Origin of the sequence: Bacillus sp. Root131 (genome assembly GCF_001429475.1) — a bacterium.
In the GTDB taxonomy this organism is placed as follows: domain Bacteria; phylum Bacillota; class Bacilli; order Bacillales; family Bacillaceae_G; genus Bacillus_A; species Bacillus_A thuringiensis_S.
On the sequence record NZ_LMJQ01000003.1, the window covers coordinates 134,093 to 149,937 of the forward strand.

Sequence of the window (15,845 nt, forward strand, 5' to 3'; positions counted from 1 at the left end):
AACTTTTTGAGCAAGAAAGCCCTAAATAGGGCTTTTAAACTGGATATACAGGATGTTTACGATCCGTGAATAATTGATATTTACTCATATACATTTCGAAACGTCCTTTTAACTCTTCACGTAAATTGTTTGGATGAACAATACCATCAATCACCATCTCTGATGCTAAGTGGTATATATCAATATCTTTCTTATACTCTTCACGTTTTTCAGCAATGAAGCTAGCGCGCTCTTCTTCTGGTAAAGCTGCAATTTTATTTGCATATACAGCATTAACCGCAGCTTCTGGACCCATTACCGCAATAGAGGCTGTCGGTAATGCCAGGCAGCAATCTGGTTCAAATGCTGGACCTGCCATCGCATATAAACCAGCGCCATATGCTTTACGAACAACGATAGAAATCTTCGGTACAGTTGCTTCACTCATTGCAGAAATCATTTTTGCACCGTGGCGAATAATACCAGCACGCTCTACTTTTGTACCAATCATAAATCCTGGTACATCCGCAAGGAATAATAATGGAATATGATATGCATCGCATAAATTAATAAACTTAGCAGCTTTATCAGCTGAATCGTGAAATAATACACCGCCCTTCATACGCGGCTGATTTGCAATAATACCAACTGGCTTACCATCAATACGTGCTAAGCCTGTAATTAGCTCTTGAGCAAATAATTTTTTTACTTCATAGAATGAACCTTCATCAATAACTCTATTAATGAGATCTTTCATATTGAAAGGAGCATTTTGATTTTCTGGAATGATTTGTTCTAACGTTTTATCGAATTGTTTCGGTTCTTGAGGTGTAACCAATGGAGTCTTTTCTGAGTAGTTGTTTGGAAAATATGAAATGTATTGTCTTGCTTGTGTAATCGCATCTTCTTCTGTCTTACATAAAACATCTCCGCATCCTGATACAGAGCAATGCATACGAGCTCCGCCCATCTCTTCTAAAGTTACCTTCTCACCGATAACCATCTCAGCCATACGAGGAGATCCTAAATACATAGATGCATTTCCTTCTACCATCATTACAACGTCACAAAAGGCTGGAATATATGCACCACCAGCAGCAGAAGGTCCAAATAATAAACATACTTGAGGAACTTTACCTGATAATTTCACTTGATTATAGAAGATTCTTCCTGCACCGCGGCGCCCTGGGAACATTTCTACTTGATCTGTAATACGCGCTCCAGCAGAGTCGACTAAATAAAATAACGGAACACGTAATTTTTCAGCTGTTTCTTGAATACGTAAAATCTTTTCAACTGTGCGTGATCCCCATGATCCAGCTTTTACAGTAGAATCATTAGCCATTACACACGCAGTACGACCATGTATTTTACCCGTTGCAGTTACAACGCCGTCCGCAGGTAAGCCTGTTTGTTCACAGTTAGCAAATAATGCATCTTCTACATATTCGCCATTATCAAATAGAAGCGCTAAACGATCTCGAACAAATAATTTTCCTTTTGCTTTATTTTGTTCATGATATTTCGGTGCCCCGCCTTGTTTAATCGTTTCAACACGTTCTTCAAATGAATTAGATTGTTGTTTTTGGTCTAACATATTTACTCCCCCTTATACATCGGTTTACGTTTTTCTTTGAATGCCTGTAATCCTTCTATTCGATCTTTCGTATGGATTACACCTTCATACGCTTGTTTTTCCATTTGTAATCCGGTATGTAAATCAACTTGAATACCATTTGAAATTGCCTCTTTTGCTAATCGAACAGCAATAGGTCCATTACTAGCAATTTTCTCTGCTATTTCAATCGCTTTCTCTTCAAGTAAATTAGCTGGTACAACAAATTCTACTAAACCATATTCTTTTGCTTCTTGCGCTGAAATACGTCTACCTGTATAAATTAATTCTTTCGCTCTACCAACTCCAATTAATCTTGGTAAGCGCTGTGTACCACCTGCTCCTGGTATAATTGCAAGTGTCGTTTCAGTAAGACCAAGACTTGCAGATTCAGCAGCAATTCTAAAATCACAAGCTAAACTTAATTCCGTACCACCACCAAGTGCGATTCCATTTATAGCAGCAATAACTGGCTGTGGTAATTGTTCAACCATCTCCATAGTAGTGCGAATCATACTAACAGCATGACGAACTTGTTCTTCATTCATATCGGCACGCTCTTTTAAATCTGCACCAGCACAAAATGCTTTTTCACCAGCACCAGTCAAAATAACTACACGTGCGCTTGAATCTTCACTTATTTGAGTTAATATAGTTTGTAATTCATCTAATAATGCCAAAGATAATGAGTTTGCTTGTCTCGCACGATTTAACGAAATCTTTACTACGTGAGGTGTTACGTAATCAACGGAAATGTTTTGTAATTGTAGCATCTACTCACCTACTTATCGTTTTATGTTGAAGCGCTCTATACACATGACTCGGTAATTGGATATTTAACTTACTTTGAATAAATTGACTAGCTCTCAATAACTTTTCTTCGTCTATATTCGTTTGGACTCCTAATTTATGGAGCATATGTACTAGGTCATCAGTAGCAACATTACCTGATGCTCCTGGTGCATAAGGGCAGCCCCCGAGTCCACCACAAGAACTATCAAACGTTGTAATACCGTATTCTAATGATTTAACTACATTCGCTAGAGCCATTCCATACGTATTATGAAAATGCATTGCAAACTGCGAAGCATCATACTTCTTTAATAGGTGTTCTAATACTTGTTCTACTTGTAATGGATTCGCTACACCGATTGTATCCCCAAGAGAAACTTCATAAATGCCGTATGAAAACAGTTGATTACATAATTCGTCAACTGCTGTAGCACTTATATCCCCTTCATAAGGACATCCAAATACAGTAGAAACATAGCCTCTTACCTTTTTCCCTTCGAATAATGCCTGTTTTGTTATATCTTCAATTACAACTAATGCTTCTTTAATCGATTTATTAATATTACTTTTATTATGAGATTCACTTGCTGATAAAAAAACATTCACCTCATCTACATTTTGCAAAAAAGCTCGTTCCAAACCATTTTGATTCGGAACAAGCGCAGCATATGTAATATTTGGATCCCTTTTCAGCTCAGAAAATACATCATTTGCATCTGCTAATGCAGGGACCCATTTTGGGTGAACGAATGAGGAAACTTCAACATACGACAATCCTGCTTCTGTAAGTAGTTGAATCCATTTTACTTTATCTTTTGTGCCAACAATCTTTTTTTCATTTTGTAAGCCATCACGTGGCCCGACTTCTTTAATGACAGCAAAATTAGGTAGTTTCAATTCGCTTCCCCCTATATCTCCCTATTCAATTTCTAATAATACATCTCCTTCATTTACAAAATCGCCTTCTTGCACATTAATTTTCATAACTGTGCCGGCTTCTTCTGAAATGATTGGAATTTCCATTTTCATAGATTCCAAAATGACGACATCCTGCTCTTCCTCTACTGTATCTCCTACTCCTACAACAATCTTCCAAACGTTTCCTGCCATCGATGCGTATACTTTCGTCATCATTTTTTCCCCCTTAATATTGTTAAATCTTATTTTTTAACGAGTTGTTTCGTTACAAAACCCGTTGTATAAATACCCTCTTTGAACACTTCGTCTTCCAAAACTTGCAGTAGCATTGGCGTGTTCGTTTTAATACCTTCTACTTTTAATTCTTCTAGAGCATCATGTAATTTCGAAATTGCTTCTTCACGAGTCTCGCCATGTGCAATGACTTTCGCAATCATTGGATCATAGAAAGGTGTAATCGTTACATGATTTTCTAAGAAGTGATCGATCCGTACATTTGACGGTAATGTTAAATTTGTAATTTTCCCAGGTGATGGGAAGAATGTTTTCGGATCTTCTGCATAAATACGAGCTTCAATGGCATGACCACTACGTTTTACACCATCCTGAGTAAATGATAGTTTCTCTCCACTTGCGATAAGAAGTTGCTGTTCTACAAGGTCTAATCCCGTAATTTCTTCTGTCACTGGATGCTCTACTTGTAATCTCGTATTCATCTCTAAGAAATAGAAGTTCTTCTGATCATCTACAAGAAACTCAACTGTACCTGCATTTGTATAGCCAAGTGCTTTGGCAGCTTGTACAGCAACTTCTCCCATTGCCTTTCGTGTACCTTCATCTAAAAATGGTGAAGGTGCTTCTTCGATTACTTTTTGATTTCGGCGCTGCACCGAACATTCACGCTCCCATAAATACACTGTGTTACCATGTGTATCTGCTAAAAGCTGAATTTCAATATGATGCGCGTCTGCTATATATCGCTCTAAATACATTTCTCCGTTACCAAAAAAGTTTTGCGCTCTTGTTTTATTACTTTCAAACGCTTTGGTGAGCGTTTGCTCAGTTTCCATCAACTGCATACCAATGCCTCCGCCGCCTGCGGATGCCTTAAGCATTAATGGATAACCAATTTGTTTTGCAATTTCAATTGCTTCTTCAGCAGTTTCAATATTTGTAGTAATACCTGGGACTACTGGGACATCTGCTGCTTGCATTGCGATACGTGATTCGATTTTACTTCCCATCTTCGTAATGATTTCTTCTGAAGGACCGATAAATACGATTCCTTCTTCTTTGCAACGAACCGGAAAAGACGGATTCTCTGATAATAAACCATAACCTGGATGAATCGCTTCTGCATTTGTCTTCTTAGCTATTTCAATAATTTTTTCAAGGTTTAAATAACTTTCTTGAACACGCGGTCCACCTACTAAGTAAGCTTCATTTGCCATCTTCACATGAAGGGCATTTTCATCTGCTTCAGAATAAATAGCAACAGTGCGTATGCCAAGTTTTTGACAAGTTTTCATAATACGAACAGCAATTTCCCCGCGATTCGCAATTAATATTTTTTGAAACATAGTGATTCCTCCCTTTTATCTACATCCTAAATGTCTAGCAATTACGAGACGTTGAATTTCAGAAGTTCCTTCACCAATTTCTAATAGTTTCGCATCACGAATATGTCGTTCAACTTCATATTCACGCATATAACCATATCCACCATGAATCTGTACTGCTTGATTCGCAATACGGCTTGCTGCTTCCGATGCAAATAGTTTTGCCATTGCCGCTTCTTTGCCGAAAGGTTTATCGTTATCTTTTAACCAAGCTGCTTTATGTACTAAATTGCGTGCTAGCTCTACTTCAGTCGCCATATCAGCTAATTTAAATTGAATCGCTTGGAAATTAGAGATTGACTTTCCAAATTGTTGACGTTCTTTCGCATATTGCAATGCACGTTCAAAGGCTGATTGCGCAATACCAACTGCCAATGCTGCGATTGAAATACGCCCTCCATCAAGTGTATATAAAAATTGTTTAAAACCTTTATTTACATCACCAAGAATATTTTCTTTCGGTACACGCACACCATCAAGTACGATTTCACAAGTATTAGAAGCACGAACACCCATCTTATCGTATGGACTTGAAATCGTTAATCCTTCACTAGTAGTAGGCACGATAAATGCAGAAATACGTTTTCTACCATTCTCTTCAACGCCATTGACAGCGGTTACAATAATTGTATTTGCATACTCTGCGTTTGTAATCCAACACTTCTCACCACTGATTACATACTCATCGCCATCTAATACCGCTTTCGTTTGAGTACCACCTGCATCAGATCCAGCATTCGGCTCCGTTAATCCGAAGGCACCTAATGTTTTACCTGACGCCATTGGAACTAAATACTTTTGTTTTTGTTCTTCTGTACCGAAATAATAAATTGGAGAAGCACCTAATGAAATTGTTGCAGCATAGCTTAAACCAGTGCCACCACAAGCGCGACCAATTTCTTCAACTGCTAACGCATACGATACCGTATCGCCACCTGAACCTCCATACTCTTCTGGGAATGGGATGCCTAGTAATCCTAGTTCGCCCATTTTTTGAAATGTTTCATATGGAAACTCTGCAGTTTTGTCATAATATACAGCTTTCGGTGCGATTTCCTTTTCAGCAAAGTCACGTACCATTTCTTTAATCATTTGTTTTTCGCGAGTTAGAGTAAATTCCATTCCGCTACACACCCCTTATCGAATATTGAGTTTCGACAGCGTGCGAGTTTCTACTACAAACATAACAACTTAAAAGACAAGAATATTAGTTAGACAATTGCTATAATTCTGTCATAACTTAATTTTAAAACAGATTCTGTACTAATGCACAAAAAAATTCCTACATTGTTCTACAACAACATAGGAGGTTTTGTGTCGAATTATGTAATTTATTGTTTAATAATCTCTACCTTTTCCGGAATCAGAAATTTCTACTAATGCTTCAGGATATGGTTCGAAATATGTTTGTCTTAATAAATACTTTTCATCAAATCGAATAGCCCATGATTTTAAAATTGTAAGTAAACTACTAAGTGGTATTTTCTTTTCTGCATACTTTTGTAACAGTTCTATAAAATGATCTTTTTCTTGTTTTTTTAACTTTGTTTTAAAATATCCAAAAATGTGCTCGCATACATTTACATTCGATGTATAACGGGGCGCACGCATAAATAATTCATATAAAGTCTTCTCATAGTTTTCAAATACCACTTCAATCTTTTCATTTTTTTGATTTGCAATTATACGACCTAATTCCTTTTGTTTCACCTGATTATATGCCATAAATAAATATTTATTATCCGACTGAAACGATACAAGTTCTTTCATATTTTTATTGTGTTTAATCATTTTGTAATATGCGATTGTAAATAGCCTTGTAAAGAAATGCTCTCTAATAATAAAATTCGACAATCTACCTTCCTCTTCAATAGGAAGATGCGAAAATTTTTTTACTACTGCTCCGCCAAATAAGCCAGCTCCTTTTCCCTTTGCTGGCGCTTTTTCAAAATCAGAATAAATTTTCACATCACGCGTACCACAACTTGGTGAACGATTCTTTAAAATAAAACCATCCACATCCGGTATCGTTTGTAAAAAGTCATTTGAAAACTGCTCCATTTTTTCAGTTACATCTTCTCGTGTCGACGGTTGCACAAGTCTATTCTCACCATTTTCTTCTACAATTCGTATCGTTTCACGAGGAGTCCCCAATCCAATCTCGACTTCTGGACAAACAGGTATAAATGTAACAAATGGCTGCAAATTTCGTATTGTTACATCTGGAATCATCTCTCCATTATAACGACAAGCATCAAATTCTAAACATTTACTTACGACGATTGTAGGTTTTGCAAATTGTCGCATCTTATTACCTCCTTATTACTAGTCCGTATAATATAAATTGTACTAAGATTAACATTTTAAGCAAAGTTTGATTCAGTTATTTTTATGAGAAATATAAATCCAATGATACATTAACAATCATTCAACTCTATTTTCTATAAATGTGCGCCCTATTAATGAGGGTTTAGATATTGTGAAATGAATAATACACACATGCTTCGGAGAAATTAATGATTAAGAAAGGAGGGATTGTTATGAAAAAGAAATTATCATCTATTTTAAGTGTTTTAACACTATCTATTATGTTTTTAGGTACATCTACGCAAGCTGAATACGATGGAAATAATATGAATAGAGTTAATAACACTGATATTTCAACTCGAGTAAATGACAATAACTTAGACAGAGTTAATAATGATGTAAGAACTCGAAATGTAAATACAACAAATGATTTAAATGATAATCGTGATAAAAATAATAATTGGGCTTGGCTTGGTTTATTAGGACTAGCAGGATTATTAGGTCTTAGAAGAAGAGACAAAGAAACACGCTGATTTAGAATGTTTTTAGTAAACAAGCACTTATTTATCAAAAATATATAATGAAAATAAATCGCCTTTTTAAAGGCGATTTATTTTTACTTAAAAGTAATGTATGTAATTCACACTTCAACGATTAAATTCGTGGAGTTAATCCATACAATATAAATTGAATCGTATTTTCAATTTCCGCTTCATCATTCCATTTTTCTTCAGGCAATAATAAAAATCGTGTTAATAATAAACCTAATACAGCTGATAAAGTAAGACGTAGTACGGAAGATGGTGGTATCTCAATAATTTCCCCTTCTTCTTGAAATTTCACAATCAACTTTTTGAAATGTGAAAACAATTCTGTTTCTACTAATTGCTGTATTTCATTTTTCATTTCTGGTTGGAATGGCACCTCTTGAATTAATATTTTTATCATAGGAAAGTGTTTTTGAGCAAATTTAAACCTATTATGAATTACAACCCTTAAAAGTCCTTCGTATGATTCATACTCCGATTTAAATATTTCTTTTGCAAAGGTTTGTACGAAAAATGGTGCAGCGAACTTAGTTAAAGTTGGCATTACGACCGCTAGTAATAAATCTTTTTTCGTCTTATAGTAGCGGAAGATTGTTCCTTCCGCTACACCAGCCCGTTTTGCAATTTCACTTGTTGAAGTTGAAGCGTATCCTTTTTCTCCAAACATATCAACAGCCGCCTCTAATATTCGCATTTGACGTTCATTTCGTTTATCCGTATTAGTTGCAGCTATTAATTCCTCCAGCCAATCCTTCTGCATTTATAAAGCTCCTTTTTGTCATTATTATATTTTGCGATGTTTCTTTAAAGCAAATACATTTCCTACTGCAAATAATATTGAAAAAAGTAATAATACAGTAAGATCTAATGCAATCTCTGTAAACCCTTGATTCCGAATCATCACTTGTCTCATTGCGTCAGCGCCGTATGTGAGTGGAAATACTTTCCCTAACATTTGTAGCCACTTGTTCATAGATTCCAATGGAAACAATCCAGAAAAGAAGATTTGTGGCACAATAACAAGCGGTATAAATTGAATCATTTGAAATTCATTATTTGCGTATGCCGATAAAAACGTACCTAATGTTAGTGCAGTTAAAGAGAGCATACATGTAATAAGTAGCGTTAGCCATATGGAGCCAGCTACGTATAAATCTAAAATATAAACGGAAAAGCTTACGATAATAATGGATTGTATAAAGGCAAAGATTCCAAAACCAATAATATAACCTGCGACTATTTCCCATCTTCTTACTGGGGTGGATAATAACCTTTCTAGCGTACCACTTAAACGTTCTCTTACGAAAGATACACCTGATAATATAAATACAAAGAAAAATGTAAAGAAACCAATTAATACAGGACCAAGCCCATCAAACATCGTAAAGTCTTTAGAGCCATGTAAATAATTTACTTCAGGTTTCATAATCGATACATCATTCTTCTCTGTGCTTTTTTGCAATACTTGAAGTACAGCACGATTTTTTGACGAATCACTACCTTCCAACAGAAGTTTCATTTTTCCATTCTCTATACGAAATACTGCATCTACCTTTTGTTTTTCCAACTCAGAAATCGCCTTTTCCTTACTGTATTCATAAATTGACGCTTCTTGATTTTTCATCATTTTTACTATTTGAGCAGGCATATCAACAACAGCAATTTGCGGTATATAGTCTTTCTGTGTAAACACTAGTGACAAAAGCCAAAGTAATAACATCGGTGCTCCAAACATCATTGCTAACGAACGCTTATCTCGAAAAAATTGACGAATAATACGTATAATTACACCAGTAACTCTCATGATGGCACCACCTCTTCCAGCAAAAAGACATCTTCAATCCGTCCAGATGACACGCGTTTTTTCAATTCTTCAGTTGTTCCAACCGCAACTAGTTTCCCTTCTCTAATTAATCCTAGACGCTCACAAAATTCAGCTTCATCCATAATGTGCGTCGTTACAATAATCGTTGTGCCTTTCTTTTTAAGATCATAAAATTTTTCCCAAATCGTTTTCCTAAGAAGCGGATCTATCCCCACTGTAGGCTCATCTAAAATTAATATTTCTGGTTCATGGAGGAGTGCTATTGCTAATGATAAGCGTTTTTTCATTCCACCTGAAAATTGTTATACTTGCTTTTTCATATACTGTGACAATTGTACAAGTTCAAAAACCTCTGCAATTCTTGTCTTTTTACTTTTTCCCTTTAATCCATACATCGTTGCTATAAAATCTGCATTTTCATATGCTGACAATTCTTCATATAATGCATCCGCCTGGGCCATATAACCAATTCGTTTCATTTCATTTAAATTAGGCATATTAGTATTATTAACAAGCACTTCACCTTTCGTTGCCTCATTAATACCTGCAATCATTTTAATGAGCGTTGTTTTCCCCGATCCAGAAGGTCCAACAAAACCAAAAATCTCTGCTTTTTCAACTTGCAATGAAAGATTGTGTAACACTTCTTTTTTCCCAAAACTTTTTGATACAGTCCGTAAAATAATTGAAGGTTGTTGCACGTTTCATCCTCCTTTTCCAATAAAATGAGTGAGTACTCACTTTTATTTTACCCTTGCTTAATTATATGTCAAACTTCATTGATTAGTATGTATGTTCAATCAACGATATTAAACAATGAAACAGAGTCGACATTAGAATTTCATTTCCTAAAGTCGACTCTGTTTCATTTAAACTATAAATTTCACTTTACGTTTTTAAATTCATATACTTCCGAATTCTAGCAACGTCTAAAGAATATTCAATAACTAATTGCTGTAACGGTAAAATAACTGTGTCAGGATATAAATGGGCATATTGTAATGTTTCTGCATATTTTTCTAACCTTTTTTCTAAATATTTTATTATTTGATCAGGATGACTTACTAATAAACATTTACAATAATAATGTATTTGTTCCTCAATCGCCGTGTATTCTTCAATTTCATATTCTTTATGCATGTGTACACCCCTTTAAGTTTTTTACATGAATTACTTATCACAATTTTCACTCGACAAATTTTAAGTTTTTTGATTATTTACACTATAACAAACACTCAGGGTCAAATTTTGTTACTTTATGTAACGTAGAAAATTTTTAACAAAATTGTAATGTTAACTCCTGCAAAATACATAAAGCCCCTTTACTCATTATTGTATAAAAAAATCGTACAGCTTAATTTAGCTGCACGACTACAATCTCTGGCCTATTCAAAATTCTTTGCGGAATGATACTATTTCCTAATCCTCTACTCACTACCATTGATGTATTTTGTTCTACATATAAACCTGCTGTATATTTAGGTAAAACACCTTGATTTGGCGCAACTAATCCACCGATAAATGGCAATCTAACTTGCCCTCCATGAGCATGTCCCGATAAAACCAAATGCAACCTCTCATTCGTATATTCCTTTATAAATTCAGGCCGATGGGATAATAATACATTATATTTATCTGGCTGCATTTCAATTTTCGCTTTTTTAATTTCATCTATTATAATATTTCCTTCATCACGGTTTCCAGTAACAAACTCTGGATCATCAATACCTAGCAAATTTATTTCTTGCTCACCCTTTCGAATGCCTACATGTTCATTCCTTAAAACATTGACATCATATTTCTTCAACTCTTTTTCTAAATTGTTATACTTTCCAGACCATTGTTCATGGTTTCCTGTCACAAAATATACAGGATACTTCTTTACAATTTCTCGTATTAATTGCATACTAACTTCTGCATCGTATGATTTACTGTCAATTAAATCACCCGTAATCGCAATAATATCTGGGTCTATACTTTTTATTTTTTGAATTAACACATCTTGATTATCGCCAAATTTTTTATTGTGTAAGTCTGAAATTTGTAGAATTTTATACCCTTTAAAAGAGGATGGTATTTTACTAGAGGTTATTTTAACCTCAGTTATACTTATTAAATTGTTCTGTAAATATAAAAAGATTGTAAAACCTACTAATATACAAATAATCATTACGATTCTATTAATCTTTTTTTTCATATTTTCTCCTTTATATTCTCATCAAACACTTCTATATGCTAACTGAATTATATTATACTTTCTTGAAATTTATTTAAATTAATAAAATAATAAAGCACATAAAATTTCATATGAGATACGTCATATATATTCGTTATATTTTTACTTTTACCTTTTTAATAATACGAACACAAAAACGACTCTTATCACACGAAAAGAGTCGTTTTCTAACTTTATACTTTTAATACTTTTATGTTAAAAATGCGAAAACTAAAATACTATTACCTAAGAGCCTTAACTATAACTTCAGTTGCCTCTGCAATGAGTTGATTATCATAGGTAGCCTCTTTCTCATCTTTACTAGATAAAATTGCGATGATAATTGGTGCTCTATTTGGAGGCCAAACGATAGCAATATCATTTCTTGTCCCGTAACTACCAGCACCTGATTTATCTCCAACTACCCAGTCAGTTGGTACGCCTGCACGAATAAGTTTGTCCCCTGTAGCATTTCCTTTCATCCACTCTGTAAGAATTTTACGTTTTTCAGCTGGAAGTGCATTTCCGACCGTAAAAGCTTTAAGATTCGTAGCAATAGCTTTCGCTGTACTAGTGTCACGAATGTCTCCTGGAATAGCTTCGTTTAATTCTGTTTCAAAGCGATCAGACATAGTAATCCGATCCCCCATATGCCTAAGCGCTTTTTCATATCCTTTCGGTCCGCCTATTTTATTAAATAAAATGTTCCCTGCAGTATTATCACTTGAACGAACAGCAGCCTCAGCAATTTCTCCTAGTTTCATTCCAGTATCTACATGTTTCTCTGTAACAGGTGAATAATCCACTAAGTCTTCTTTCGTAAATGTGATTACTTCATTTAATGTATCAATTGAGTTTTGCTGTAGTAATACTCCTGCAGCTAAAGCCTTGTAGGTTGATGCGAAGGCAAATCTTTCGTTAGGTCGATAAGAGATTGTTTGATTTGTACCAGTATCAATCGCATATACACCTAATCGAGCATCAAATTTTTTCTCAAGTTGAGAGAACTCTTTATGCGTCGCCTGATTTTTATGTTTCACTTGTCCAGTCTTTTCTTTCGCTTCAACTTGCAGTGCCCCTCCTGTAAAAGCTTCTAGGCTTGTAATACTTAAACCTAATATACCAACGCATATTCCTATTTTTAGCATCCTCTTATTTTTCAAAATCATCATTCCTTCCAAATTTTTAGCACCTTTTTATACGTACACATAATAGACAATCACCGAACCAAATTTGTTCCATAAACTAAAAAAATTATAGCTAGTATGAGAGTTATTAACAAAATAAGAGATAGTAGCTACGACGCCTCTATCTCTTATTTCATATTTCATTTTTTTACTTATAAATGGCTTTATATGAACAGGGTCTTTCCCTGAGAAAAGTACTCTAATTTTGCTTAGAACTACCTGTACTAGTAGCTTCACCATGTATGCGTTGCTGTTTTAAATCAAAGTATACATCTAATACTTCCTTTCCGATTATAGAATTAATTCCATTTTTATCATCATGAAGCCATGGAACTACTACGGAAAATGCTACTTCTGGATTATCATATGGAGCATATCCAACTAACGTTAAGTTGTAACATTCCATACGTTCTCCTTTTGCATTTCTACCAATCGGGTCATCTCCACCATATACAGTTTGGGCTGTTCCTGTCTTTCCTGCTGGTTTATATGGCGCGTTTTTGAAATATTTCACGCCAGTTCCATCACCTTCTTGGAATACCCATCTAAACCCTTCTTTTATCCGATCAATATGTTCTTTCTTCATATCAATTCGATTTAATACGACAGGCTCTATGGAACGTATAACTTTGCCAACCTCTTCTTTTATTGATTGTTCTCGTATTTCTTGTACAATTTGAGGTTGCATTCTATAACCACCATTCGCAATCGTTGAAATATATTGCGCTAATTGCAACGGCGTATACGTATCATACTGACCGATAGAAAAATCTAGTAAAAACCCAGGTTGACTATCTACTTTTCTCGTTTGTCCAATTATTTCATTTGGTAAATCAATACCTGTTGGGACACCTAAACCAAATTGCTTGAAATAATAGCGCATCGTATCAAATGCTCCTTGTTTAATATCCAATGAGCCATTTGGTACGTAATTAACTCCCGCAATTTTTAAAGCTGTCTGGAACATGTATACATTCGAAGATACTTGTAAAGCCCGTAAATCATTAATATTACCAAATCCGGATACATTCCACGATTTCTTAGCTTGTGTACCTTTAAATTTCATCGGCGCGTCATAAAATTGATCTCCTGGATGTATTGCGCCTGTCTCATATCCAGTTAATAAAGTAGCACCTTTTACAGCTGACCCTAGCTCATACGAAGTTGTCATGTTTCCTAATGCCAAATCCTCAACTTCTATTTTCCCTTCTTTTTCTACAATCTTTTTGCCTGCCATTGATAAAATTTGTCCGTTATTTGGATTAGTCATGACAACAAAAGCTCGATCGAGCAGTGGCTCTGAACTCTTAAAAGCTCTCAAGTTTTTCTCTATACTTTCTTCCACTTTCTTTTGTAATTCCATATCAATCGTTAATGTTAAACTATTACCACTTTTTCCTTTAGAGATTATTTCTGTGCTAACAATGTTTCCTGATTTATCAGTAATATTTTTCACTTCTTCTTTTGTGCCGTGTAATACATCTTCATATCGTTGTTCAATATAACTTTTTCCAACACGATCATTACGGTTATATCCACGTACTAAATAAGAATCTAAATTTTCTTTCGGTAATCCTTCTTCACTACTCGTAATATTTCCTAATACAGAACGAAATAAATTACCGTTTACATAATTACGTTCCCAATCAACAGTTGCATCTACTCCTGGAAAATTCGCAAGATTTTCGCTTATCCGCGCATACTCTTCATCTGTTACATCTTTTTTAATGATTTGTGGTGTTAGTTGATAACCTGAACTCATTTTACTTTTAATAGCTAACACCTTTAAATCTTGTGCTGTTAATTCTGCTAATTCTACCTCTGTAACACGACCTCGTCTTAAGTCTTCTATTTTTTTATCTAACTCTTTTCCCTCTATACCCTTTTCTTTAAACTTTTCTATATCTTTCTTAGTAATCTTTGTCTCCGCACGTTTCGAATTCAACTGCATCCAAAAATCTTTTTTATCGATATCTGTTAATTTATTTATATCTTGTTCAGGCATTTCAAGTACTTTCGCCAAGTCTTTTGCTGTTTTTAAAATATCTTCACTCGTAATTCCCTTCACCCTTGTATACGTAATTGTGCGAAGAGATTTATTATTAACAACTGTTTTCCCTTCTCGATCTAAAATTTGTCCACGTGGAACTGGAATACTAGTTATTGCATTTTGACTACTTTCCACTTGGTTCTTATAAGCCTCTCCCTCAACGATTTGTACCTTTCCTAGCTGCATAATAATAGCTGAGAATAGTACAAATATGCAAAGGAACATTATATTTAATCGAATAGATATATATGTCTTCTGCTTCTTGCCTTTTTGTTCTTTCATAAATCCTCCATTTAATCCTTTCAGAAATTGCTACAAATACTAAAAGCATTCCTTATATATTAGATACCGATAATCGGTTATAAATATCGCCTCAATTTTTTGCTTAATCCTTGTAAGCAACCATTTCTTTTCGTTTAGATACGGAATTAATAACTCTCCCTTCCTGTTTTCTCTCTATTTTTTTGCCACTTGCATTAGAAGTGCTAAACTGTATAATGACTCTTATTAAACTTACATATAAACTTGCTAGTAAATTTTCATGCTAATTATTCCTTTCTTCATGCTGTAATACTTAATAGACAACCTAAACAATAAAGTTGTTCCACATTTACAAAAAAAATAATTAAATATAAGATGAAATAGGCTACATAAGGGAGGGTTATATGTTACATATAAAAAGATGGAGATTTTGAAGTGAACCCCGAAAACGGGACACCAATCAAAACACCTAAACCACTTGTTCCCTAAATTCTTTAGGGGATAGGTGGTTTAATTTTTCTTGAATTCG

The 15,845-nt window shown here is 34.6% G+C and carries 14 protein-coding genes and 1 pseudogene; 1 reads left to right on the top strand and 14 read right to left on the bottom strand.

Annotated features, from left to right (window positions below; all coding sequences use genetic code 11):
• Positions 1–34: 34 nt before the first annotated feature.
• The 7 genes from ASE54_RS15205 to ASE54_RS15235 form a co-directional block, all read right to left on the bottom strand.
• Positions 35–1,576 (bottom strand): acyl-CoA carboxylase subunit beta, encoded by a 1,542-nt coding sequence (locus ASE54_RS15205; protein WP_000886747.1) that lies wholly within the window; start codon positions 1,574–1,576, stop codon positions 35–37.
• A 2-nt stretch (positions 1,577–1,578) separates the two neighbouring features.
• On the bottom strand, positions 1,579–2,367 hold the full coding sequence (locus tag ASE54_RS15210; protein ID WP_000939799.1) for an enoyl-CoA hydratase: 789 nt from the start codon (positions 2,365–2,367) through the stop codon (positions 1,579–1,581).
• Positions 2,368–2,371: 4 nt separating this feature from the next.
• Entirely contained in the window at positions 2,372–3,283 is a 912-nt protein-coding gene (gene mvaB, locus ASE54_RS15215) for a hydroxymethylglutaryl-CoA lyase (protein ID WP_000775417.1), read from the bottom strand.
• 21 nt (positions 3,284–3,304) lie between these two features.
• The gene (locus ASE54_RS15220; RefSeq protein WP_001987345.1) at positions 3,305–3,520 is read right to left on the bottom strand and encodes an acetyl-CoA carboxylase biotin carboxyl carrier protein subunit; all 216 of its coding nucleotides are present in this window, start codon (positions 3,518–3,520) and stop codon (positions 3,305–3,307) included.
• 26 nt (positions 3,521–3,546) lie between these two features.
• The gene (locus tag ASE54_RS15225) at positions 3,547–4,884 is read right to left on the bottom strand and encodes an acetyl-CoA carboxylase biotin carboxylase subunit (RefSeq protein WP_000486744.1); all 1,338 of its coding nucleotides are present in this window, start codon (positions 4,882–4,884) and stop codon (positions 3,547–3,549) included.
• A gap of 15 nt (positions 4,885–4,899) precedes the next feature.
• A complete protein-coding gene (locus ASE54_RS15230) occupies positions 4,900–6,045 on the bottom strand; it encodes an acyl-CoA dehydrogenase (protein WP_000397282.1) in 1,146 nt (381 codons plus the stop codon).
• 216 nt (positions 6,046–6,261) lie between these two features.
• Positions 6,262–7,230: a DUF523 and DUF1722 domain-containing protein gene (locus tag ASE54_RS15235; protein WP_001248637.1), complete on the bottom strand. Its 969-nt coding sequence runs from the start codon at positions 7,228–7,230 to the stop codon at positions 6,262–6,264.
• 233 nt (positions 7,231–7,463) lie between these two features.
• On the opposite strand from ASE54_RS15235, the gene ASE54_RS15240 reads away from it, so the two are divergent.
• On the top strand, positions 7,464–7,763 hold the full coding sequence (locus ASE54_RS15240) for a WGxxGxxG family protein (protein ID WP_000728159.1): 300 nt from the start codon (positions 7,464–7,466) through the stop codon (positions 7,761–7,763).
• Positions 7,764–7,884: 121 nt separating this feature from the next.
• Here ASE54_RS15240 and ASE54_RS15245 read toward each other — a convergent pair whose 3' ends face one another.
• The 7 genes and pseudogenes from ASE54_RS15245 to ASE54_RS15280 all read right to left on the bottom strand — a co-directional run bounded on the left by ASE54_RS15245 (position 7,885) and on the right by ASE54_RS15280 (position 15,337).
• The gene (locus ASE54_RS15245; RefSeq protein WP_001168195.1) at positions 7,885–8,538 is read right to left on the bottom strand and encodes a TetR/AcrR family transcriptional regulator; all 654 of its coding nucleotides are present in this window, start codon (positions 8,536–8,538) and stop codon (positions 7,885–7,887) included.
• A gap of 24 nt (positions 8,539–8,562) precedes the next feature.
• Positions 8,563–9,582 carry an ABC transporter permease gene (locus ASE54_RS15250; protein WP_001266715.1) on the bottom strand — a complete coding sequence of 340 codons (1,020 nt, stop codon included), beginning with the start codon at positions 9,580–9,582 and terminating at the stop codon, positions 8,563–8,565.
• A pseudogene (locus ASE54_RS34375) lies at positions 9,579–10,304 on the bottom strand (ABC transporter ATP-binding protein). Before ASE54_RS34375 ends, ASE54_RS15250 begins: the two are co-directional and overlap by 4 nt.
• A gap of 187 nt (positions 10,305–10,491) precedes the next feature.
• On the bottom strand, positions 10,492–10,743 hold the full coding sequence (locus ASE54_RS15265) for a hypothetical protein (protein WP_000548621.1): 252 nt from the start codon (positions 10,741–10,743) through the stop codon (positions 10,492–10,494).
• A 214-nt stretch (positions 10,744–10,957) separates the two neighbouring features.
• Positions 10,958–11,800 (bottom strand): metallophosphoesterase, encoded by an 843-nt coding sequence (locus tag ASE54_RS15270; RefSeq protein ID WP_014895248.1) that lies wholly within the window; start codon positions 11,798–11,800, stop codon positions 10,958–10,960.
• 260 nt (positions 11,801–12,060) lie between these two features.
• Positions 12,061–12,987, bottom strand: a complete 927-nt coding sequence (gene bla / locus ASE54_RS15275; protein ID WP_041487946.1) for a class A beta-lactamase Bla1 — start codon at positions 12,985–12,987, stop codon at positions 12,061–12,063.
• Between the two features lie 217 nt (positions 12,988–13,204).
• Complete coding sequence (locus ASE54_RS15280; RefSeq protein WP_000662990.1) at positions 13,205–15,337, bottom strand: penicillin-binding protein 2; 2,133 nt, start codon at positions 15,335–15,337, stop codon at positions 13,205–13,207.
• Between the last annotated feature and the right edge of the window lie 508 nt (positions 15,338–15,845).